Consider the following 21,899-nt stretch of genomic DNA (forward strand, 5'->3'; position numbering starts at 1 on the left):
GGATGCCATGTCCGTCTCCCCGCCCGACGCCGTCGCCCGCGACGACGAGCACCTCGCCACCGTCGCGGAGCCGTCGCCGTCCGCCGCGCACGCCCCGCCCGAGGCGGGCCCGCGGCGCGCGCGGCCGGTCGCGCTCGCACTCGTCGCCGCCTCGCTCCCGATGTTCATGGCGACGCTCGACAACCTCGTCGTCACCGGCGCGCTCCCCGTGATCTCCGCGGCGCTGCGCCCGACGGTCGAGGAGCTGCAGTGGTTCGTCAACGCGTACACGCTCACCTTCGCCGCGCTCATGCTGCCCGCGGCCGCGCTCGGAGACCGGTTCGGTCGCCGCCGGGTGTTCGTGGCCGGGATCGCGCTCTTCACGCTCGCGTCGGCGGGGGCAGCCCTGGCGTCCACCCCGGGCGCGCTCGTCGCGGCCCGTGCGGTGCAGGGCGCAGGAGCCGCCGCGATCCTCCCGCTCTCCCTGGCCCTGCTGGTGGGCGCGGTGCCGCCGGCGCGACGCGCCCTCGCGATCGGCGTCTGGAGCGGCGTCTCCGGCCTCGGCGTGGCGCTCGGCCCGCTCGTCGGCGGCGCCGTCGTCGAGGGACTGAGCTGGGAGGCGATCTTCTGGCTCAACGTCCCGGTCGCGCTCGTCGCCGTCCCGCTCGTCCTCGCCGGGCTGCGCGAGACCTTCGGGCGGCGCCAGCCGTTCGACGTGCCCGGGCTGCTGCTCGCGGGCAGCGGGATCCTCCTCGCGGTGTGGGGCATCGTCGACGCCGAGCGGCGCGGCTGGGGCTCGGGGGCCACGATCGCCACGCTCTCCCTCGCGACGGCCCTTCTCGTGCTCTTCGTCGTCCACGAGTCGCGCACGGCGCACCCCCTCGTGCCGCTGCGGCTGTTCCGCTCGCGGAGCTTCAGCGCGGCGAACGTCGCGAGCCTCGCGTTCGCGGTCGGGATGTTCGGCGCCGTCTTCCTGCTCACGCAGTTTCTGCAGGTCGGGCTGGGCTTCTCCCCCCTCGAGGCCGGCGTCCGCACCCTCCCCTGGACGGCCGCACCGATGGTCGTGGCACCGCTCGCGGGCGCTCTCGCGGGCCGCCTCGGCACCCGTCCGCTCGTCGTCGGCGGCCTCGTGCTCCAGGCGGCGGCGCTCGGCTGGATGGCCGCGCTCGTCGGGTCCGGGACGTCCTACGCCGCGCTCGTCCCGGCGTTCGTCCTCGCCGGGGTGGGCATGGGCCTGACGTTCGCCCCGGTCTCGACGGCGGCGCTCGCCGGGGTGGGGGACGCCGACCACGCGACGGCGAGCGGCGTCAACGCCACCGTGCGGGAGGTCGGCGTCGCGCTCGGCGTCGCCGTCCTCACCGCCGCCTTCCTCGGCGCGGGAGGTGCGCTCACCCCTGCCGCCTTCGCCACGGGCCTCGCTCCGGCGCTGGCCCTGGGCACGGCGGTCCTCGTCGTCGCCGTCGTGGCGGGCCTCGCCATCCCGCGCGGCACAGGTCGCTGACCGGCGGCGCACGACGACGGGACGCCCCGCGAGACGACGGTGCCCGGCCGGGGAGCGCGTGTCCGCCGCTCCCCGACCGGGCATCGATGTCCTGTGGCGCAGGACGCTACGCCTCGGTGGCGCCGTCCTCCTCGCTCGTCCGGTACGGGTCCGCGTCCCCGGCGAAGGCCTTGCCCTCGCGCAGGGCCGCGAGCTCCGCGTCGCGACGGCGCGCCTCGACGAGCGCGGCGTCGAGGTGCGCGGCCGTCTCGGGGACCGAGTCGAGGTGGAACTCGATCGTCGGCGTGAGACGGATCCCCGTCTGCTTGCCGACCTCGGACCGGATGAGCCCCTTGGCGCTCTCCAGCGCGGCGGCCGTCCCGGCCCGCTCCTCGTCCGTGCCGTACACGGTGTAGAACACGGACGCGTTCTGCAGGTCACCGGTGACGCGCACGTCCGTCACCGTGACGAACCCGAGCCGCGGGTCCTTGATCCGCGTGTCGAGCAGCTGCGCGACGATCTCCTTGATGCGGTCGGCGAGCTTCCTCGCCCGGGGGTGGTCGACCATGGCTTCTTCCTTTCGTGCCGAGCGTTCCGGCGACGGTCCCGACGACCGTACGCCGACGGTCCCCGTCGGCCGGGCGGGACGGGAGACGAACGCCCGGGGGCGGCCACGATCCGTGACCGCCCCCGGGCGTGACGAGCGTCAGGAACGCGGCTTCTCCCGCATCTCGAACGTCTCGATCGTGTCGCCGACCTGGAGGTCGTTGAACGAGCCCAGTCCGATACCGCACTCGAAGCCCTCGCGGACCTCGGTGGCGTCGTCCTTGAACCGCTTGAGCGACTCGACCGTGAGGTTGTCCCCCACGACCTTGCCGTCGCGCAGGACGCGCGCCTTGGCGTTGCGGCGGATCTCGCCCGACCGGACGATCGAACCCGCGATGTTGCCGAACTTGGAGGAGCGGAAGATCTCGCGGATCTCCGCCGTGCCCAGCTGGGCCTCCTCGTACTCCGGCTTGAGCATGCCCTTGAGCGCGGCCTCCACGTCCTCGATCGCCTGGTAGATGATCGAGTAGAAGCGGACGTCGACGCCCTCGCGCTCGGCCAGGTCCTCGACGCGCTCGCCGTACTTCACGTTGAAGCCGATGATGATCGCGTTGTCGACCGTCGCGAGGTTGACGTCGTTCTGCGTGATCGCACCGACACCGCGGTGGATGACGCGCAGCTCGACCTCGTCGCCCACGTCGATCTTGAGCAGCGCGTCCTCGAGAGCCTCGACGGCACCGGACACGTCACCCTTGAGGACGAGGTTGAGAGTCTCGACCTTGCCCTGCTGGAGCGCCTGCGTGAAGTCCTCGAGGCTGATGCGCTTGCGGCGCTTGGCCAGGAGGGCGGCGCGCTCGGCGGCCTCGCGCTTCTCGGCGATCTGGCGCGCCGTGCGCTCGTCCGGCGCCACGAGGAACGTGTCGCCCGCGCTCGGCACGGACGCGAGACCCAGCACGAGGACCGGACGGGCGGGGCCTGCCTCGGTCACGGCGTTGCCGTGCTCGTCGAACATCGCGCGGACGCGGCCGTGGGCCGTGCCGGCGACGATCGCGTCACCGACGCGCAGCGTGCCGGACTGGACGAGGACGGTCGCGACGGCGCCGCGGCCCTTGTCCAGGTTCGCCTCGATGGCGACGCCGCGAGCGTCCTTGTCGGGGTTCGCGCGCAGGTCGAGCGAGGCGTCGGCCGTGAGCAGGACGGCCTCGAGGAGGTCGTCGATGCCCATGTTCTGCTTGGCCGACACGTCGACGAACATGGTGTCGCCGCCGTACTCCTCGGCCACCAGGTTGTACTCGGTGAGCTGCTGGCGGATCTTGGCCGGGTTGGCCGACTCCTTGTCCACCTTGTTCACCGCGACGACGATCGGCACGTTCGCCGCCTGGGCGTGGTTGAGCGCCTCGATGGTCTGCGGCATCACGCCGTCGTCCGCGGCCACGACCAGGATCGCGATGTCCGTCACCTGGGCACCACGGGCACGCATGGCGGTGAACGCCTCGTGACCCGGGGTGTCGATGAAGGTGATGGCGCGGTCGGTGCCCTCGTGCTCGTGGCGCACCTGGTAGGCACCGATGTGCTGGGTGATGCCGCCGGCCTCGCCCGCGACGACGTCCGTCTGGCGGATCGCGTCGAGGAGCTTGGTCTTTCCGTGGTCGACGTGACCCATGACGGTGACGACCGGCGGACGAGCCATGAGCTCGTCGTCGCCCTCGGCCTCGAGCTCCGCGTCCAGGTCGATGTCGAAGGACCCGAGCAGCTCGCGGTCCTCCTCCTCCGCCGAGACCATCTCGATGACGTAGCCGAGCTCGGCCGCGAGCGTGCCGAACGTGTCCTCGTCGAGCGACTGCGTCGCGGTCGCCATCTCACCGAGGTGGAAGAGGACCGTGACGAGGCTCGCGGGGTTCGCGTCGATCTTGTCCGCGAAGTCGTTCAGGGACGAGCCGTGCCGCAGTCGCACGACGGTCGAGCCGTTCCCGCGGGGAACCTGCACGCCGCCGAGCGACGGCGCCTGCATCTGCTCGAACTCCTGGCGCTTCGCGCGCTTCGACTTGCGCCCGCGCACGGGACGGCCGCCGGCGCGCCCGAAGGCGCCCTGCGTGGAGCCGCGACCCGCGCCGCCGCGACCGCCGCCACCGGGACGACCGGCGAAGCCGCCGCCGCCACCGGGCGCGCCGCCACCACCGGGACGACCGCCGAAGCCGCCACCGCCGCCACGACCGCCGCCGCCACCGCCGGGACGACCGCCGGGAGCGGGACGCTCGCCGGGGCGACCGATCGAGGTGCGGCCGGGCATCATGCCCGGGTTCGGGCGCGGGCCACCGGGACGCGGAGCGGGACGGGGGCCACCCGGGCGGGGGCCGCCCGGACGCTCGCCCGACGCCGCCGCGGCACCCTCGGCGCGCTCGGGACGCGCGCCGGGCCGGGGCATGCCCTGGCTGGACGCGAAGGGGTTGTTGCCCGGGCGCGGGGCGCCCGGACGCGGGCCGCCACCCTGCCGGGGCATGCCCTGGCTGGAGGCGAACGGGTTGTTGCCCGGGCGCGGGGCACCGGGGCGCGCGCCCGAGCCACCCGGACGGGGGGCGGGCGCGTTCGTGCCGCCGCCCGGCTTGGGCGTGGCGGTGGGCTTCTGGGGCGCCGGGCGCTCGGCCGCGGGGGCCTGGGGCGCCGGAGCCTTCGGTGCCGGCGCGGCGGGCGCCGGGGCCTGAGGTGCCTTCGCGGGCTCGGCCGGGGCCGGGGCCGCCGACCGGGGCGCGGGAGCCTCCGCCTTCGGCGCGGCCGGCTCGGCCTTCGCCTCGGGCTTCGGGGCCGGCTTCGGCGCGGCCGGGCGCGCGGCGGGTGCCGCCGCGGGCTTGCTCGCGGCGCCGCCCCCGGCGGGGAAGGCGTCGCGCAGCTTGCGGACCACCGGTGGCTCGATGGTCGAGGATGCCGAGCGGACGAACTCACCGAGCTCCGTCAGCTTGGTCATGATGGTCTTGCTCTCCACCCCGAGCTCCTTCGCGAGCTCGTAGACGCGGACCTTTGCCACAACTCTCCTGTCTCGGCCCGTCCCGGACAGGGAGGACCGTCGTTAGTGCTGGGTGCTCATCGCTGGGTACTCATCGGGTGCCCATCGGCTTCTAACCCGCTTCCTTGTCGACGTGTCGTGCAGTGCGGCCCCGGGGACGGGGCCGTGACGCATGGCTCAGACGTGCTCTCCCGGCCGCGCCTCGATCACGGTGCGGACCGCGGCGAGGTCGAGGGGCCCGGCGACGCGCAGGGCCCGCGGGACGGCCCGCCGGCGTTCCGCCGTCTCGAGGCACCGGGCCGACGCGTGGAGCCACGCACCGCGACCCGGCAGCGACCGTCCGGCGTCCACCACGAGCCGGGGCTCGTCGGCGCTCGCACCGGACCGGTCGAGGACCAGACGGAGGAGAGCTGACCGCAGGTCGCGCTCCCGGCATCCGACGCACGTACGGACAGGACCCGAGCCCGTGGGTACGGGGCGGGTCGTGGTGTCCTGGGGCATGGTCGAGGTGCGGGCGCGCGGCCCGGTCGAGGACAGTCTACCGCGCCGTCCCGTCATCCGTGACCGTCCCACCCCCGTCGACTACCGGTCTCCGGTGCGAGGACCTGCGGGAGCGTCGTCGCCGGACCGCTCCGCCGGGGCGCCGCCCTCGTCCGAGCGGATGTCGATGCGCCACCCCGTGAGCTTCGCGGCCAGGCGGGCGTTCTGCCCCTCCTTGCCGATCGCCAGGGAGAGCTGGAAGTCCGGGACGACGACGCGCGCGGCGCGGGCCACCTCGTCGACGACCGTGACGGACGACACACGAGCCGGTGACAGCGCGTTGGCCACGAACTGCGCCGGGTCGTCGCTGTGGTCGACGATGTCGATCTTCTCGCCGTGCAGCTCCGCCATGACGGCGCGCACCCGGGAGCCCATGGGGCCGATGCAGGCGCCCTTGGCCCCGAGACCGGGGACCCGGGAGCGCACGGCGACCTTCGTCCGGTGCCCGGCCTCGCGGGCGATGGCGGTGATCTCCACCGACCCGTCCGCGACCTCGGGCACCTCGAGCTCGAACAGCTTGCGCACGAGGTTCGGGTGCGTGCGGCTCAACGTGATCTGCGCGCCCTTCATTCCCCGGGCCACCTCGAGCACGTACGCGCGCAGGCGCTCGCCGTGCACGTACTCCTCCGTGGGCACCTGCTCGTGCGGCGGGAGGACCGCCTCGGTGCCGCCGACGTCGACCAGCACCACGCGCGGGTCGCGGCCCTGCTGGATGACGCCCGCGAGGACCTCGCCCTCCTTGCCGCGGAACGTGCCGAGGATCTGGTCGTCCTCGGCGTCGCGCAGGCGCTGGACGATGACCTGGCGCGCGGTCGACGTCGCGATCCGGCCGAAGTCGGCGGGCGTGTGGTCGAACTCCGGCCCGTACTCGACCGGGCCGCGCGGGGCGTCCTCGTCGTCGGTCTGGGGAGCCGGCAGCTCCTCGCGCGCCCACACGGTGACGTGCCCCGTCTTGCGGTCGAGCTCGACGCGCGCGCGGGAGTACGCGTCCGGGGTGCGGTGGTACGCCGAGAGCAGGGCCTGCTCGATCGCGGCCACCAGGACGTCGAGGCTGATGTCCCTCTCGCGCTCCAGCAGGCGCAGCGCGCTCATGTCCACGTCCATCGTCAGGCCTCCTCGTCGTGGGCGGTCGTGTCGTCGGTCGAGCCGGGCGCCGGATCGTCGGCAGCGTCGTCGAGCTCGGGCAGGTCGGCCTCCAGGGCGCGCCTGAGCTCCACCTGCACCTGCCCACGGACCACGTCGGCCAACGGCACGACGCGCTCCGTCACGACCCCGCGCGCGCCGGGGACGTCGAGCAGCAGGTCCGGGCCGACCTCGGACCCGGCCCGCAGGCGCCCCTCGACCGTGCCGCCGTCGGCGAGCACGAGGCGTACGAGGCGACCGCGGGCGCGCCGGAAGTGGCGCGGCTCGGTGAGCGGACGGTCGGTGCCGGGCGTCGAGACCTCGAGCGTGTACGCGCCGCGGAGCGGGTCCACCGCGTCCAGCGCCGTGGAGATGGGGCGGGTCGCCTCCGCCACGGTGTCGAGGTCGAGGTTCCCCTCGACGTCGTCCGGGAGGTCGAGCACGACGCGCACCACGGAGCGGGCTCCGGCGCGCGACACCGTGACGTCCTCGAGGAAGAGTCCCGCGTCCCGGACCGCGGGCTCGATCGCCGCGCGCACGCTCTCGCGGAGCGCGTGCGACGTCGCGTCGCCCCCGGGTGCCTTGCCGGACTGACCGCCCGCCTGCCCTGCCATGACTCAGCTCCTGTCCGTGTCCCACGCCGGGTACGGAAGACGACCGGTGTGTTGTTGTCTCGGGATCTCCCGACGATCCGCTCGTCGGGACGTTCGACCGGGGATCAGCCTAACGACTCGCGGGCCCCGGACGTGACATCATCGCCCCCGATGACTCCCCACGCGACCGCGGCACCCGCGGCGACCCGTTCCCGCCCGGGCCGGACGCCCCGGCCCGGGGGCCGCCTGCTCGCCGCCGTGACGGTGCTCGCGACCGGCGTCCTGACGGCCGGGTGCGGCCTCCGGCTGGAGACGCCGCCCCCCACCGAGCCGTCGCCCGACGCCGTCGAGGTGCTCCGCGCCGGCGCGGTGGACGACGCCCTCGCGATCGCCGACCTCGTGGCGGACGTCACGCCGGGCGTGACCGACCCGGCCACCCTCGCAGCCCTCGCGGACGTCGCGACGTTCGCCGGGCAGCACGTCGACGCCCTCGGCGGGGTCTACGACTCCGGGCTGGGCGACCTCGACCTCCCCGGTGACGACGACCCCCCACAGGGTCCCCCGCCGGGGGACGACGACGAGGCCGCCGGCGACGAGACGCCGGCCGGCGGCGAGGGCACCGACGACGGCTCGCCCGACGCCCCCGGCACCGGCGGCGACGTCGCCACGACCGACGACGTCGTCGTCGCGCTCGTGGAGGCCGCGCAGCGCACGGGCGCCTCGGCCGACGCGTCGACGGACGCCGGGCTCGCCCGGCTCCTCGCGTCGGTCGCGGCGTCGGACCACGTCTCGGCGCGACGCCTCGCCGCGCTCACCGGGTCCGCCGCGGCCGACGGGCTCGCGACGACGGCCCCACCCGTCGAGGAGTCGCCCGCCGGCATCGGCGCGCCGGACCTCGCGACGCTCGTCGAGTCGGAGGACGCCGCGGGGTACGCGTACGAGGTGCGCGCCGCGCAGTCCGAGGGCGACGCCCGCACGGCAGCGGTCGCGCGCGCCGCCGAGCACCGTGCGCGCGGCCAGGCGTGGGCCCTCGCAGCCGGGACGGACGGCACCGCGCAGGACCCCCGGCGCGTCGCCTACGCGCTGCCGGACGACGCGGACCTCGCCTCCCTGGCGCGCCAGGTCGAGTCGGGCCTCGCGCAGTCGTACGCGAGCCTCGTCGCGACCGCCCCGGCCGCCTCCCGGGCCGAGGCGGTGGCCCTCCTCGTCGACTCGTGGGCGGGCGCGGTCGCGTGGGGCGAGCCGCCCGTCGCCTTCCCCGGGCTCCCGGAGCAGGCCGCCGGCTGAGCCCGGCCGCGCCCCGGCGCCGGACGGGCGCCACCCGGCTCGGTGCGGGAGCGGCCCGCGACCCGCGCGGGACCGCCGCTCCTCCCGCTCTCCTCCGGGGACGACGGAGGCGCCCCCGGCCCGTGAGACCGGACCGGGGGCGCCTCCGACGCTGCGACGTGTCAGCCCAGGAGCTCGGCCACCTGCGCCGCCACGTGCTCGACGGCGTCCGCGACGGCGACCTGCACGGCCTCGCCCGCGCGGGGGCGGACCTCGACGACGCCGTCGGCCAGGCCGCGGCCCACGACGAGGAGGAGCGGCACGCCGAGGAGCTCGGCGTCCTTGAACTTCACGCCCGGCGAGACCTTCGGACGGTCGTCGTAGACCACCTCGACGCCCCGGGCCGTGAGCTCGGTCGCGAGGCGCTCGGCCTCGTCGAAGACGCTCGCGTCCTTGCCCGTCGCGACGACGTGCACGTGCGCGGGCGCGACGTGCGCGGGCCACGCGAGCCCGGCGTCGTCGTGGTTCGCCTCCGCGAGCGCCGCGAGCACGCGCGTCACGCCGATGCCGTACGACCCCATGATCACGACGACCTGCTTGCCGTTCTCGTCGAGCACGGTGAGGCCGAGCGCCTGGGCGTACTTGCGCCCGAGCGCGAAGATGTGGCCGATCTCGATGCCGCGGGCCAGCTCGAGCGGGCCCGAGCCGTCGGGCGCGAGGTCGCCCGCGCGGACCTCGGCTGCCTCGACCGTGCCGTCGGCGGCGAAGTCGCGCTCGGCGACGAGGTCGAACACGTGCCGCCCCGGCTCGTTCGCGCCGGTGATCCAGCGCGTGCCGGCGACGACGCGCGGGTCGAGCAGGTAGCGCACGGAGTGCCGCTCGGGCACCTCGCCCTCGACGACCTCCGCGGGCACGTCGCGCCGGACGTTCGGGCCGAGCACCTGCGGGCCGATGTAGCCCTTGACGAGCTCGGGGTGCGCGACGAAGTCCGCGTCCGTCGCCGGCTCGACCTCGGCCGGCTCGAACGCCGCGCCGACGCGCTTGAGGTCGACCTCGCGGTCGCCGGGCAGCCCGACGACGACGACCTCGCGGCGGCCGTCGGGGTGCGTGAGGGCGAGCACGACGTTCTTCAGCGTGTCCGCCGCCGTCCACGCGCGGTCGGGGCGCGGGAAGCGGGCGTTGGCGAGGGCGACGAGCGAGTCGATCGTCGGGGTGTCGGGCGTGTCCTCGACGTGCGCCGCGGGCGCGTCGGCGTAGTCGACGTCCTCCGGTACGGGCGTCACGACCGCCTCGACGTTGGCCGCGTACCCGCCGGGCGAGCGCACGAACGTGTCCTCGCCGATCGGCGTCGGGGTGAGGAACTCCTCGGAGCGCGAGCCGCCCATGGCGCCCGACGTCGCGGCCACGATCACGTACTCGAGCCCGAGCCGGTCGAAGATGCGCCGGTACGCCGCGCGCTGCGCCTCGTAGGAGCGCTCCAGACCCTCGTCCGTGGTGTCGAACGAGTAGGCGTCCTTCATGACGAACTCGCGGCCGCGGATGAGGCCGGCGCGAGGACGCGCCTCGTCGCGGTACTTGGTCTGGATCTGGTAGATCGTCAGCGGCAGGTCCTTGTACGACGAGTACAGGTCCTTGACGAGGAGCGTGAACATCTCCTCGTGCGTCGGCGCGAGGAGGTAGTCGCCCTCCTTGCGGTCCTTGAGCCGGAAGATGTTGGGCCCGTACTCCGTCCAGCGGCCCGTCGCCTCGTACGGCTCCTTGGGCAGCAGCGCCGGGAAGTGCACCTCCTGCGCGCCCGCCGCGGCCATCTCCTCGCGGACCACGTCCTCGACCTTGCGCAGCACGCGCAGGCCGAGCGGGAGCCAGGTGTAGATGCCAGGCGCGGCGCGGCGGATGTAGCCCGCTCGCACGAGGAGCTTGTGGCTCGCGACCTCGGCGTCGGCCGGGTCCTCGCGCAGCGTCCGGACGAACAGGGTGGACAGGCGCAGGAGGTCGGCGCCCCGGACGCGGGTGGAGGCCGCGGCGGGCGCGCCGGACGTGACGGAAGACATGCGCCCCACCCTACCGGCAGGGAGGATGTCCCCATGCCCGAGCTGCCCGAGGTCGAGGCCCTCGTCCGGTTCCTCGACGACCGCGCGACCGGACGCACCGTCGTCGCCGCCGACGTCGCCCAGATCGCCGCGCTCAAGACGTTCGACCCGCCCGTCGGGGCGCTCGTCGGGCGCGTCGTGACCGGTGCCCGCCGCCACGGCAAGTGGCTCGACCTCGTCCTCGCGCAGCCCGTGGACGGCCCGCCCGCGCCGGGGCCCGACGACGAGGTCCACCTCGTCTTCCACCTCGCCCGCGCCGGGTGGCTGCGGTGGTCGGAGAAGGCACCGACGACGCCCGTGCGGCCCCGGCTCGGCGGCAGCGGGGGCGGGAAGGCCGCGGTGCTCGCGCTGCGCGTGCGGTTCGACGACGGCTCAGGGTTCGACCTCACCGAGGCGGGGACGCGCAAGCGGCTCGCGGTGCACGTCGTCCGGCACCCCGAGGAGGTCCGGGCGATCGAGACGCTCGGGATCGAGCCGCTCGACCCGGGCTTCACCCCCGAGGCGCTCGGGGCGCTCATGGCCGCGCGCAACCAGCAGGTCAAGGGGCTCCTGCGCGACCAGTCGTCGATCGCGGGGATCGGCAACGCCTACTCCGACGACATCCTCCACGCGGCCCGCACGAGCCCGTTCAAGCTCACGCGCTCGTTCACGCCGGACGAGGTCGCCCGGGTGCACGCCGCCGTCGGCGAGGTGCTCGCGGAGGCCGTGGCGGCGTCGTCGGGCAAGCCCGCCGCGGAGCTCAAGGACGCCAAGCGCGCGGGCATGCGCGTGCACGGACGCACCGGGCTGCCGTGCCCCGTGTGCGGGGACGTCGTGCGCGAGGTGAGCTTCGCCGACCGCAGCCTGCAGTACTGCGCGACGTGCCAGACGGGGGGCCAGGTCCTCGCCGACCGCCGGATGTCGCGGCTGCTCAAGTAGCGCGCGGGTCGCGGACCGTCAGAAGAGGACCGTGGCGTACGTGCCGACCTGCTCGAACCCGACGCGCCGGTACGTCGCGAGCGCGCGCGCGTTGTAGTCGTTGACGTACAGCGACACCACCGGCGGCGCGACGCGGCGGGCGGCCTCGGCCGGGGTCCCCCGGCGGGCGAGGTGCACGACGGCGGCCATCCCCGGCGCGGCCAGGCCCTGGCCGCGGTACCGCGGGTCGACCCACACGCCCTGGACCTGCGCGACGAGCGGCGTCACCGCGCCGAGCTCCGCCTTGAAGACGACGTGCGGCGCGCCGTCGCCCCCCGCGATCCGGACGAACGACCGGCCCGCGAGCACGAGCGACCGCACCCGCTCCTCGTAGGCGCGCCCGCCGCCCTCGACGGGCGAGTAGCCGACCTCCTCGGTGAACATGCGCACGCACGCGGGCAGGACCACGGGCACCTCGGCCGCGACGGAGCGACGCACGCCCGGGTCGGGCTCGACGTCGGGGTCGCGGTCGATCGCGAGCGACGGCTGGTTCGCCCGGATCTCGCGCGGCGACGGCCAGTGGGGCGCGAGCTGCTCCCACAGCGCGAGGACGGCGTCACGCTCCCCCACCACCGACGACGACCGTCGTCCGGCGTGCCGCGCGAGCACGGCGAACGCCGCGACCGCCGCGCGGGCCCGGTCGGGGTCGAGCGACGCCGGGACGACCGGCACGAGGTTGGCACCAGCCCAGCACACCGCCTCGAGCGGCCCGACGGCCGGGAACCCCCAGGCCTGCCCGCCCGCCGCGTGCAGACCCGCGTGCTGGGCGACCGCGAGCCGCGCCGCCGCGAGCGTCGACGCGACCGGGTCGCCCGCACAGACCGCCAGCGCCTCCGGGACGTCCGCGTCGACGAGGACGCGCGCCCGGGCGTGCTCGCCGGCACCAGCCTCCCCGCGCGACCGCGGCCTCAGGGCCGGGACGGTCGGACGCCAGCGGGCCACCGGACCGTCAGCCGACCGTGACGACCGGCGGACCGGCCTGCGCGTCGTTCTCCGGCGTCATGGTCTCCGCGATGCGCAGCGCCTCCTCGATGAGCGTCTCCACGATCAGCGCCTCCGGCACCGTCTTGACGACCTCGCCCTTGACGAAGATCTGGCCCTTGCCGTTGCCCGACGCGACGCCGAGGTCCGCCTCGCGCGCCTCGCCCGGGCCGTTGACGACGCAGCCCATGACGGCGACGCGCAGCGGCACCTCCATGCCCTCGAGCCCGGCCGTGACCTTCTCCGCGAGCGTGTAGACGTCCACCTGGGCGCGCCCGCACGACGGGCAGGAGACGATCTCGAGCTTGCGGGGGCGCAGGTTGAGCGCCTGGAGGATCTGGTTCCCGACCTTGACCTCCTCGACCGGGGGCGCGGACAGCGAGACGCGGATCGTGTCGCCGATGCCCTTGCTCAGCAGCGCGCCGAACGCCGTGGCCGACTTGATCGTGCCCTGGAACGCCGGTCCGGCCTCGGTCACGCCGAGGTGCAGCGGCCAGTCCCCCGCCTCCGCGAGCAGCTCGTACGCCCGCACCATGACGACCGGGTCGTTGTGCTTCACCGAGATCTTGAAGTCGTGGAACCCGTGCTCCTCGAAGAGCGACGCCTCCCACACCGCCGACTCGACCAGCGCCTCGGGCGTCGCCTTGCCGTACTTTGCGAGCAGTCGCGGGTCGAGAGACCCGGCGTTCACGCCGATGCGCAGCGACACGCCCGCGTCCGAGGCCGCCTTCGCGATCTCCTTGACCTGGTCGTCGAACTTGCGGATGTTGCCCGGGTTCACGCGCACCGCGGCGCAGCCCGCGTCGATCGCGGCGAACACGTACTTGGGCTGGAAGTGGATGTCCGCGATCACGGGGATCTGCGACTTCTTCGCGATCGCCGGCAGCGCGAGCGCGTCGTCCGCGCTCGGGACCGCCACGCGCACGATGTCGCAGCCCGACGCCGTGAGCTCCGCGATCTGCTGGAGCGTCGCGTTGATGTCCGTCGTCGGCGTCGTCGTCATCGACTGGACGCTGATCGGCGCGTCGCCGCCGACGTCCACCTTGCCGACCTTGATCTTGCGGCTCTTGCGTCGCGGGGCGAGGACCGGCGGCGGGGCAGCAGGCATTCCGAGACTGATGGGTACGCTCACGCCCCTAGTATCCCCCGTCGGCCGACCCGAGGGCGCGCCCGCCCACGAGCGACCACGCACCTCTCCTCCGCGTCCCGGACTTCGTCGCGGATCCTCCACGGCGACGGACGCTCGGCGCCCGACCCCTGCGCATGCCTTGACACATCTGCCGCAGCGACTTAGTTTGCCTCTAAAGTTATTGCGAAACAAAGGAGTTCCGGATGCGCCAGACCCCGAACCGGGGAGACCTGAGCGGAGCCGCCACGCTGGCGCTGGTCGGCTCACGCGGCCCCCGCAGCCGGGCGGCGATCGCTCGGGAGCTGGGCGTCAGCCCCGCGACCGTCACACAGGTGACCAAGGACCTCGTCGACCGGGGCCTCCTCGTCGAGCTGGAGACCGTGCCCAGCACGGGCGGACGGCCCGGGCGCCTTCTCGGCCTCGCCGACGGGCCGGCGCCACGGGCGATCGGCGCGAAGGTCACCGCGGACCACGTCGCGATCGTCTCGGTCGGCTTCGACGGCAGCACCTTCGACCAGTCCTCCCACCCCTTCGACCCGGCGAGTCCCGACGCCCTCGACACGCTCGGCCGCCTCCTGCGCGAGACCGTCGACGCGCAGGAAGGTCCCGTCCTCGGCGCGGGCGTCGGTCTTCCCGGCTCGGTCGACTCCCAGGCCTCGGGCGTCGTGGTCGCGCCCACGCTCGGCTGGAACGGCGTGCCGGTGGGCGCGTCCCTGCGCCGCGCGCTCGACCTGCCCGTCCTCGTCGAGAACGACGTCAACACCCTCGCGGTGGCCGAGCAGCTCTACGGCGTCGGTCGCGACCACAGCTCCTTCCTCGTCCTGACGATCGGGCGCGGCATCGGCTCGGGTCTCGTCGTCGACGGCACGATCCGGCGCGGCGCGGCCGGTGGGGCGGGCGAGATCGGCCACTTCCCGGTCCACGACGACGGGCCGCCCTGCACGTGCGGCAACGTCGGCTGCCTCGAGTCCTTCATCGGAGACGACGCGTTGCGCGCTCGGGCCGTCACCGCCGGGATCCTGCGCCCCGGCGAGACCGTCGCGGACCTGGCGGTCCGGGCCGAGGCGGGCGACCCAGCGGCCCGCGACCTCTACCGCGACGCCGGTCGCATGCTCGGGCGCACCCTCGCCGGTGTCGTGCACCTCCTCGACCCCGAGCTCGTGATCCTCCTCGGCGAAGGCATCGGCGCCTGGGCGCACTGGCGGAGCGGGTTCGACGCGGCCTTCCGCGCGCACCTGCTGCCCTCGCGTCGCGCCATGCCGTTCGTCGTCGAGCCGTGGGCAGACGACAAGTGGGCGCTCGGTGCCGCAGCCCTCGTCCTCGCGACGCCCTTCGACGCCGCGGGCGCCTCGGGCGAGCAGGGCCGTCTCGTCGTGGCCCGCCTGCACTCCGACGTCGGTGCCGAGCCGACCCCGACCGCCGCGAGGAGGGCGTGATGACCGTCCCGGCCACCGCACCGCCACGACCCGCAGCCGAGGGCGGCACCGCACCCCGTCGCCGCCGTCGCACCTCCGCGGGATCGCGGTGGCGCAACCGCGGGTGGGTCGCGTTCTTCCTGCTCCCGAGCGCCGTCCCGCTCGCGCTCTTCACCCTCGCACCCATGGTCAGCTCGCTGTGGGTCAGCCTGCACGACTGGAACCTCGTCTCCCCCATGGAGTGGGTCGGGCTCGACAACTACGCCGACCTGCTCACGTCGGGCGACACCTGGCGGGTCCTCGGGAACACGCTGTTCTACATCGTGGGCTACCTGCCGCTCGTGTACGTCGGCGGTCTCGGTCTGGCCATGCTCCTCAACCGGGCGTTCAAGGGCCGCACGATCTTCCGCGCGGCGTACTTCCTTCCCGTCATCACGAGCTGGGTCGTCGTCGCCCTCGTGTGGCAGTGGCTGCTGAACCCCTCGAACGGGCTCGTGAACCAGCTCATCGAGCCCGTCCTCACCGGGATCAACGGGATCCTCGGCACCGAGCTGACGCCCCCCGGCTGGTGGACGGACCCGCAGTGGGCCATGCCGTCGGTCATCCTCGCCTCGGCGTGGAAGGACCTCGGTTTCGTCATGGTCATCCTGCTCGCAGGGCTGCAGTCGATCCCCGGGGAGGTCCTGGAGGCCGCCCGGGTCGACGGCGCGGGCGGTTGGAAGCGCTTCTGGCACATCACCCTCCCGCTGTTGTCCCCGTCGACCTTCTTCGTGGTCGTCATCTCGCTCATCAACGGCTTCCAGGTCTTCGACCAGGTGTACGTGATGACCGGCGGCGGGCCGTCCGGTGCCAGCCAGGTCGTCGTCGGCCAGATCTACGACCTGACGTTCCGATACGGCCGGGCGGGTGACGCGTCCGCCCTGTCCTGGATCCTCTTCGTCCTGATCCTCATCGTCACCGCGCTCCAGATGCGCGGTCAGCGCAGGTGGGTGAACCATGCCTGAGACCCTCGTCCCGACCGCCGTCACGAGTCCCGCCTCACCGGCTCGCGCGAGGCCACGTCAGCCCCGGCGCAACGCGCGCCAGGTCCTCGGCCGGGTCGGCCTCTACCTGTCCGTCGTCGTCGGCGCGGTCCTCATGCTGTTTCCGTTCCTGTGGACCGTCATCACGTCGATCACGCCCAGCGGCTCCCTGTCGGGTGGCCCGTCGCTGATCGTCGAGGACCCGACGCTCGACGCGTACCGAACCCTCATGGCGTCCATGCCGATCTGGCGGATCATCGCGAACTCGTTCGGGGTCGCGGTCGTCGCGACCCTGCTCCAGATGATCACCGGCTCCATGGCGGCCTACGGGTTCAGCCGCCTGCACTTCAAGGGCAAGCCCATCCTGTTCGCGGCGTACCTCGCGACGCTCATGATCCCGCTCCAGGTCCTCGTGGTGCCGCTGTTCATCCAGATGACCCGGCTCAACCTCAACGACACCTACTTCGCGCTCCTCGCGCCCACGATCGCGTCCGCGTTCGGCATCTTCCTGCTCCGCCAGGCCGTCGACGGCGTGCCGCGCGAGCTCGACGAGGCCGCGACGCTCGACGGCGCCGGGCACCTGCGGATCTTCGGGCAGATCGTCCTGCCGCTCGTGAAGCCCGCGCTCGCGACCCTCGCGGTGTTCGCGTTCATGGGCTCCTGGAACAGCTTCCTGTGGCCGCTGGTCGTCATCCGCTCGCCCGAGCTGATGACCCTCCCCCTGGGCCTGTCCACGCTCCAGGGCCAGTTCACGACCCAGTGGGACGTCGTCATGGCCGGCTCGGTCGTCTCGATCCTGCCCATCGCGGTCGTCTACATGTTCGCCCAGCGCCACATCATCGCCGGGATGTCCCACACCGGGCTCAAGTAGACCCCGACCCACAGCACGCACCCGCACCGAAAGGAGAGGTCTCATGGCCTCACGCTTCACCCAGCGCACCGCTGCGCTCGTCCCCCTCGCCCTCATCTGCGTCACGGCCCTCACGGCCTGCGCCCAGGGTTCCGCCACGACGACCGCGGGCGAGGACGGAAAGACCGTCGTGCGCTACATGAACTTCACGTCCAACGACGGGCACGAGCAGGACCTCGACACCATCGTCGCGGCATACGAGAAGGACAACCCCGAGGTCGACGTCCAGGTCGAGACGATCCCCTTCGCGGACTACTTCACCAAGCTGCAGACCGCGTTCGCGGGCCAGACCGTCGCGGACGTCGTGGACCTCAACTACGAGAACTTCGTGTCCTACGCCGAGTCGGGCGCCCTCGCACCGCTCGAGGACGTCGACGCCTCGGCGTACAAGGACACCCTCCTGGAGTCCTTCGCGCTCGACGGCACGCAGTACGGCCTTCCGTCGTCGTACTCGAACGTCGTCATGTACTACAACACGTCGCTCTTCGACGCCGCGGGCCTCGACTACCCCACCGCCGACTGGACCTGGGAGGACGAGCAGGCCGCGGCCACCGCGCTCACCGACGTCGCGGCAGGCGTGTACGGCGACTTCCAACCCGTCACGTTCCACGAGTTCTACAAGGTGCTGGACCAGGCAGGCGGCCAGTTCTTCACCGAGGACGGCACGGCCACGGCGTTCGACAGCCCCGAGGGCATCAAGGCCGCGACCTGGCTCGTGACCAAGCCCGGTACGGTCATGCCGACCGAGGCCGACGGGTCCAGCACCCCCGACTACGACAAGGACCTGTTCTCTGCGGGCAAGCTCGGCATGTGGCACTCGGGCATCTGGATGTTCGACGCCCTGTCCCAGGTCGAGGGACTCGAGTGGGACATCGTCGTCGAGCCCGGTGACGTCGACAAGGCTTCGGCCCTGTTCACCAACGGTGTCGCCGTGACTGCCGCCTCGAAGCAGAAGGAGGCCGCGCAGGACTTCGCCGAGTTCCTCACGTCGTCGCCGACCGCGATCGACACCCGTCTCGCGAGCTCGTGGGAGCTGCCGCCCGTCGCCGACGAGGAGGACCTCGCCCCGTACCTGGAGCAGACGCCGCCCGCGAACCGTCAGGCCGTGATCGACTCGCTCGACTCCGTCGCGCTCCCGCCCGTGACCGCCTCGCAGCAGGAGATGCAGGACGCGATCAACGAGGAGCTGTCGAACGCGGCCGCGGGCCGCAAGACGGTCGAGCAGGCCGTAGCCGACGCCGCCTCGCGCGTCGACGCACTGCTCGGCTGACCTCACCCAGCCGGCGGGTCGTGGTGCCCCCTGCACCACGACCCGCCACCCCCGGATCCACCCACCCTCACCACCCAGGACGACATCCATGAGCATCGCCCTTCCCGCGACGACCGACGACCTCGACCACCTGCGCGACCTGGCGCACGTCAGCGCGGAGGTGATCTCACAGCACCAGGACGTCGGCGGCGCCTACCCCGCCTCGCCGACGTTCAGCGCCTACCAGGGCTATGCGTGGTTCCGTGACGGGTCGTTCGTCGCCGAGGGGATGTCCCGCTACGGCGACGTCGAGTCCGTCGACCGCTTCCACCGGTGGGCCGTGGGCGTCCTGACGTCCCGCGGCGAGCACGTCGCGGCACTGCTCGCTCGGGCCGAGGCCGGGGAGGAGCTGCCGCTGACGGACATGCTGCCCACGCGGTTCCGGCTCGACGGATCCGACGGTCAGGACCCCTGGTGGGACTTCCAGACCGACGGGTACGGCATGTGGCTGTGGCAGCTCGTGACGCACGCGGAGCGTCACGGCCGCCCTCTCGACGCCTACCGCGACGCCGTACGGATCGCGGTCGACTACCTCTTCGCGACGTGGCGCCTCCCCTGCTACGACTGGTGGGAGGAGCACGTCGAGGAGCGCCACCCCTCGACCCTGGCCCCGGTCCGCGCGGGCCTCATGGCCGTCGCGGGCGCCCGGTCGGCCGACGGCTCCCCCCTCCTCGACGACGCGCGCTCGATGCGCGCCCTCCGGATCGCCGAGGAGATCGTCGCGCTCGTGCACGCCGAGGGCATGACGTCGGGCCGCGCGAGCGACCCCGACGCTCCGCACCTCGCGAAGTGGTTCGGTTCGGGCGCGGTCGACGCGTCGCTCGCCGCGTGCGTCGTCCCGTTCGGCCTCGTCGAGCCCGGATCACCCGTCGCGGAGGCCACGCTCGACGCCGTCGCGCGCGACCTCGACGTGGACGGCGGCGTGCACCGCTTCCGCGCCGACGTGTTCTACGGGGGCGGCCAGTGGCTCCTGCTGTCGGCCCTGCTCGGCTGGAACCACGCGCGCGCCGGTCGGACCGACGAGGCGTGGCGCCACCTGCGGTGGATCGCCTCCCAGGCCGAACCCGACGGGCAGATGCCCGAGCAGGTCCCCGACCACCTCCTGCACGCCGACTCGCGCGACGAGTGGATCGAGAAGTGGGGGCCCGTGGCCCTGCCCCTGCTCTGGTCCCACGGCATGTACCTGATCCTGGCCGACGAGCTCGGCCTCTTGACCGACACGACGACGGAGCAGCACCCATGACGACCCTGATCCACCGCCCGGCCGGCATCGGCCACCCCTACGCCGCGTCGGCCGACCAGCGCGTGCCCGTACGCCCGCACGCCGGCAGTGCCGTCAGCCTGGGCGTCGTCGTCGAGAACGCCCCCGCCGACGTCGCCGTCACGTGCGAGTGGGACGACGGCGAGCAGGTCACGAGTCTCGGCGTCGCGCCCGGCTCTGTCTCGCCGGCCGACGCGGCGGCCCTCGCGGGCGGCGACGGCCACCTCGCCGCGGCGCAGGCGGGCCAGCTCGCCGCCGACGGCGCCTGGCACGCCACCAGCCCCGTCCTCGACGCCGGGCGCCGCTACCGCTACCGCTTCACGGCCGACGGCGTGAGCACCGAGTGGTTCGAGGTCAGCGCGGGCGCGTGGACCTCGACCGCCCCCGCCGGTTCCCGCGGCGTGACCGTGGGCGGGGTCCCCGCCGACGAGCACCCCCTCGTCGTCCCCGGCTCGGTCGAGTGGTGGGTCGACCAGGACCGCGCGCACCGCGTGCGCCTCGCGTTCCGCCTCGCCGACTCCGAGCACGTCGTCGGCTTCGGCGAGCGCTTCGACGCGGTCGACCAGCGCGGCAAGCGCCTCGACGCCGTCGTGTTCGAGCAGTACAAGTCGCAGGGCGCGACGGGCCGCACCTACCTGCCCATGCCGTTCGCGCACGTCGTCGGCGGTGAGGGCTGGGGCTTCCACGTCCGCACCTCGCGCCGCACCTGGTACGACGTCGCCGCCACGGCGCCCGATCGTCTCGTGATCGAGGCCGCGCTCGGGGACGACGCGGCGCTCGACGTCGGCGTCTACGAGGGCGACCCGACCGCGGTCCTCAAGGCGTTCGGCGACGAGGTCGGTCGCGCCGAGGAGCTCCCTGAGTGGGTCCTGCGTCTGTGGGCCTCCGGCAACGAGTGGAACACCCAGCAGCTCGTCATGAGCCAGATGGACGCGCACCGTGATCTCGACATCCCCGTGGGCGTGGTCGTCATCGAAGCGTGGAGCGACGAGGAGGGCATCACGATCTTCCGCGACGCCCGGTACGCGGTCCATGCCGACGGCGCACCACACTCCGCGGACGACTTCACCTACCCGGCCGACGGCGCGTGGCCCGACCCTCAGGGCATGATCGACGAGCTTCACGCTCGCGGCGTCAAGGTCGTCCTGTGGCAGATCCCGCTCCTCAAGACCGAGCACGACCTCGGCCCCGACGTGCCGCACGACGCGCAGGTCCTCGCCGACGGCCGTGCCATGGTCGCGGCCGGGCACGCCGTCCGCGAGGCCGACGGCAGCGCGTACCACAACCGCGGGTGGTGGTTCCCGCAGTCCCTCATGGCCGACCTGTCGACTCCCGAGGGCCGCGAGTGGTGGACCGCGCGGCGGCAGTACCTCGTCGGCGAGCTCGACGTCGACGGCTTCAAGACCGATGGCGGCGAGCACGCCTGGGGCGACGAGCTCCGATACGGCGACGGGCGCCGCGGCGACGAGGGCAACAACCTGTACCCCGTCCACTACGCGCGCGCGTTCGGCGACCTGCTGCGCAAGAACGGCAAGGCACCCGTGACGTTCTCCCGCGCCGGGTTCACCGGCTCGCAGGCGCACGGCCTGCACTGGGCGGGCGACGAGAACTCCACGTGGGAGGCGTTCCGCTGGTCCATGACCGCGGGCATCACCGCCTCGGCGTGCGGCATCGTCTACTGGGGCTGGGACCTCGCCGGGTTCTCCGGCCCCGTGCCGGGCTCCGAGCTGTACCTGCGCGGCGTCGCGGCCGCGACGTTCACCCCCGTCATGCAGTACCACTCCGAGTTCAACCACCACCGGCGGCCGCTGCGCGACCGCACACCGTGGTACGTCGCGGAGACGAACGACGACCCGGAGGTCGTCGACGTGTTCCGCGCCTACGCCCAGCTCCGCGAGCGGCTCGTGCCCTACGTCGCCGAGCAGGCGCGCCGCTCGATCGCCACGGGCGCGCCGCTCATGCGCGGCCTGTTCGTCGACCACGCGCACGACGAGAACGTGTGGGCGCACGCGGACGAGTTCCAGCTCGGGGACGACCTCCTCGTGCACCCGGTGACGCAGGAGGGAGCCACGTCGTGGAGCACGTACCTCCCGGCCGGCGACTGGGTGGACGCGTGGACGGGGCGACCCGCCACGGGTGAGCGACGCGGCCCGGGCCAGGTCGTCACCCGTCCGGTGCCGCGCGACGTCATCCCCGTGTACGTCCGCACCGACGCGTGGGAGCGCCTCGCGCCGGTGTTCCAGGCGTAGCGCGGCTCCGGCGTAGCGGTCAGCAAGACGTCGCGCAAGAGGACGGGCC

The 21,899-nt window shown here is 73.7% G+C and carries 17 protein-coding genes; 9 read left to right on the forward strand and 8 right to left on the reverse strand.

Features of this window, described 5'->3' with window-relative positions; all coding sequences use genetic code 11:
* The first annotated feature begins 7 nt into the window (after positions 1-7).
* Positions 8-1,480 (forward strand): DHA2 family efflux MFS transporter permease subunit, encoded by a 1,473-nt coding sequence (locus tag ABWU78_RS03430; RefSeq protein ID WP_353706751.1) that lies wholly within the window; start codon positions 8-10, stop codon positions 1,478-1,480.
* Between the two features lie 106 nt (positions 1,481-1,586).
* Here ABWU78_RS03430 and rbfA read toward each other — a convergent pair whose 3' ends face one another.
* The 5 genes from rbfA to rimP all read right to left on the reverse strand — a co-directional run bounded on the left by rbfA (position 1,587) and on the right by rimP (position 7,282).
* A complete protein-coding gene (gene rbfA / locus ABWU78_RS03435; RefSeq protein ID WP_253051297.1) occupies positions 1,587-2,027 on the reverse strand; it encodes a 30S ribosome-binding factor RbfA in 441 nt (146 codons plus the stop codon).
* 138 nt (positions 2,028-2,165) lie between these two features.
* Positions 2,166-5,027: a translation initiation factor IF-2 gene (gene infB / locus ABWU78_RS03440; protein WP_253051296.1), complete on the reverse strand. Its 2,862-nt coding sequence runs from the start codon at positions 5,025-5,027 to the stop codon at positions 2,166-2,168.
* Positions 5,028-5,183: 156 nt separating this feature from the next.
* Entirely contained in the window at positions 5,184-5,564 is a 381-nt protein-coding gene (locus ABWU78_RS03445) for a YlxR family protein (RefSeq protein WP_353706752.1), read from the reverse strand.
* 24 nt (positions 5,565-5,588) lie between these two features.
* The gene (nusA, locus tag ABWU78_RS03450; protein ID WP_253051294.1) at positions 5,589-6,650 is read right to left on the reverse strand and encodes a transcription termination factor NusA; all 1,062 of its coding nucleotides are present in this window, start codon (positions 6,648-6,650) and stop codon (positions 5,589-5,591) included.
* Positions 6,651-6,652: 2 nt separating this feature from the next.
* The gene (rimP, locus tag ABWU78_RS03455) at positions 6,653-7,282 is read right to left on the reverse strand and encodes a ribosome maturation factor RimP (protein WP_253051293.1); all 630 of its coding nucleotides are present in this window, start codon (positions 7,280-7,282) and stop codon (positions 6,653-6,655) included.
* A gap of 150 nt (positions 7,283-7,432) precedes the next feature.
* Between rimP and ABWU78_RS03460 the strand changes: the two genes are divergently transcribed.
* Positions 7,433-8,548 carry a DUF4439 domain-containing protein gene (locus tag ABWU78_RS03460; protein WP_353706753.1) on the forward strand — a complete coding sequence of 372 codons (1,116 nt, stop codon included), beginning with the start codon at positions 7,433-7,435 and terminating at the stop codon, positions 8,546-8,548.
* Between the two features lie 161 nt (positions 8,549-8,709).
* Here ABWU78_RS03460 and ABWU78_RS03465 read toward each other — a convergent pair whose 3' ends face one another.
* Complete coding sequence (locus tag ABWU78_RS03465; protein ID WP_439157555.1) at positions 8,710-10,578, reverse strand: proline--tRNA ligase; 1,869 nt, start codon at positions 10,576-10,578, stop codon at positions 8,710-8,712.
* 33 nt (positions 10,579-10,611) lie between these two features.
* Here ABWU78_RS03465 and ABWU78_RS03470 point away from each other — a divergent pair, with 33 nt between their 5' ends.
* The gene (locus ABWU78_RS03470) at positions 10,612-11,535 is read left to right on the forward strand and encodes an Fpg/Nei family DNA glycosylase (protein WP_253051290.1); all 924 of its coding nucleotides are present in this window, start codon (positions 10,612-10,614) and stop codon (positions 11,533-11,535) included.
* Between the two features lie 18 nt (positions 11,536-11,553).
* Here ABWU78_RS03470 and ABWU78_RS03475 read toward each other — a convergent pair whose 3' ends face one another.
* Complete coding sequence (locus ABWU78_RS03475) at positions 11,554-12,516, reverse strand: GNAT family N-acetyltransferase (RefSeq protein WP_308202276.1); 963 nt, start codon at positions 12,514-12,516, stop codon at positions 11,554-11,556.
* Between the two features lie 7 nt (positions 12,517-12,523).
* Positions 12,524-13,663, reverse strand: coding sequence for a flavodoxin-dependent (E)-4-hydroxy-3-methylbut-2-enyl-diphosphate synthase (gene ispG / locus ABWU78_RS03480; protein ID WP_237843615.1), 1,140 nt, complete (start codon positions 13,661-13,663; stop codon positions 12,524-12,526).
* A gap of 224 nt (positions 13,664-13,887) precedes the next feature.
* Here ispG and ABWU78_RS03485 point away from each other — a divergent pair, with 224 nt between their 5' ends.
* From ABWU78_RS03485 to ABWU78_RS03510, 6 genes are all read left to right on the forward strand, one after another.
* Positions 13,888-15,120: an ROK family protein gene (locus ABWU78_RS03485; protein WP_353706755.1), complete on the forward strand. Its 1,233-nt coding sequence runs from the start codon at positions 13,888-13,890 to the stop codon at positions 15,118-15,120.
* Positions 15,120-16,103, forward strand: a complete 984-nt coding sequence (locus tag ABWU78_RS03490; protein ID WP_353706756.1) for a carbohydrate ABC transporter permease — start codon at positions 15,120-15,122, stop codon at positions 16,101-16,103. The genes ABWU78_RS03485 and ABWU78_RS03490 overlap by 1 nt, the downstream gene beginning before the upstream one ends.
* Complete coding sequence (locus ABWU78_RS03495) at positions 16,096-16,992, forward strand: carbohydrate ABC transporter permease (RefSeq protein WP_353706757.1); 897 nt, start codon at positions 16,096-16,098, stop codon at positions 16,990-16,992. The genes ABWU78_RS03490 and ABWU78_RS03495 overlap by 8 nt, the downstream gene beginning before the upstream one ends.
* Before the next feature lie 43 nt (positions 16,993-17,035).
* The gene (locus ABWU78_RS03500) at positions 17,036-18,301 is read left to right on the forward strand and encodes an ABC transporter substrate-binding protein (RefSeq protein WP_353706758.1); all 1,266 of its coding nucleotides are present in this window, start codon (positions 17,036-17,038) and stop codon (positions 18,299-18,301) included.
* 88 nt (positions 18,302-18,389) lie between these two features.
* Positions 18,390-19,583, forward strand: a complete 1,194-nt coding sequence (locus ABWU78_RS03505) for a glycoside hydrolase family 15 protein (protein WP_353708129.1) — start codon at positions 18,390-18,392, stop codon at positions 19,581-19,583.
* Positions 19,580-21,850 (forward strand): glycoside hydrolase family 31 protein, encoded by a 2,271-nt coding sequence (locus tag ABWU78_RS03510; RefSeq protein ID WP_353708128.1) that lies wholly within the window; start codon positions 19,580-19,582, stop codon positions 21,848-21,850. The genes ABWU78_RS03505 and ABWU78_RS03510 overlap by 4 nt, the downstream gene beginning before the upstream one ends.
* Positions 21,851-21,899 lie beyond the last annotated feature (49 nt).

It is taken from the genome of Cellulosimicrobium sp. CpK407, from assembly GCF_051844275.1.
GTDB classification, from domain to species: Bacteria; Actinomycetota; Actinomycetes; order Actinomycetales; family Cellulomonadaceae; genus Cellulosimicrobium; species Cellulosimicrobium cellulans_G.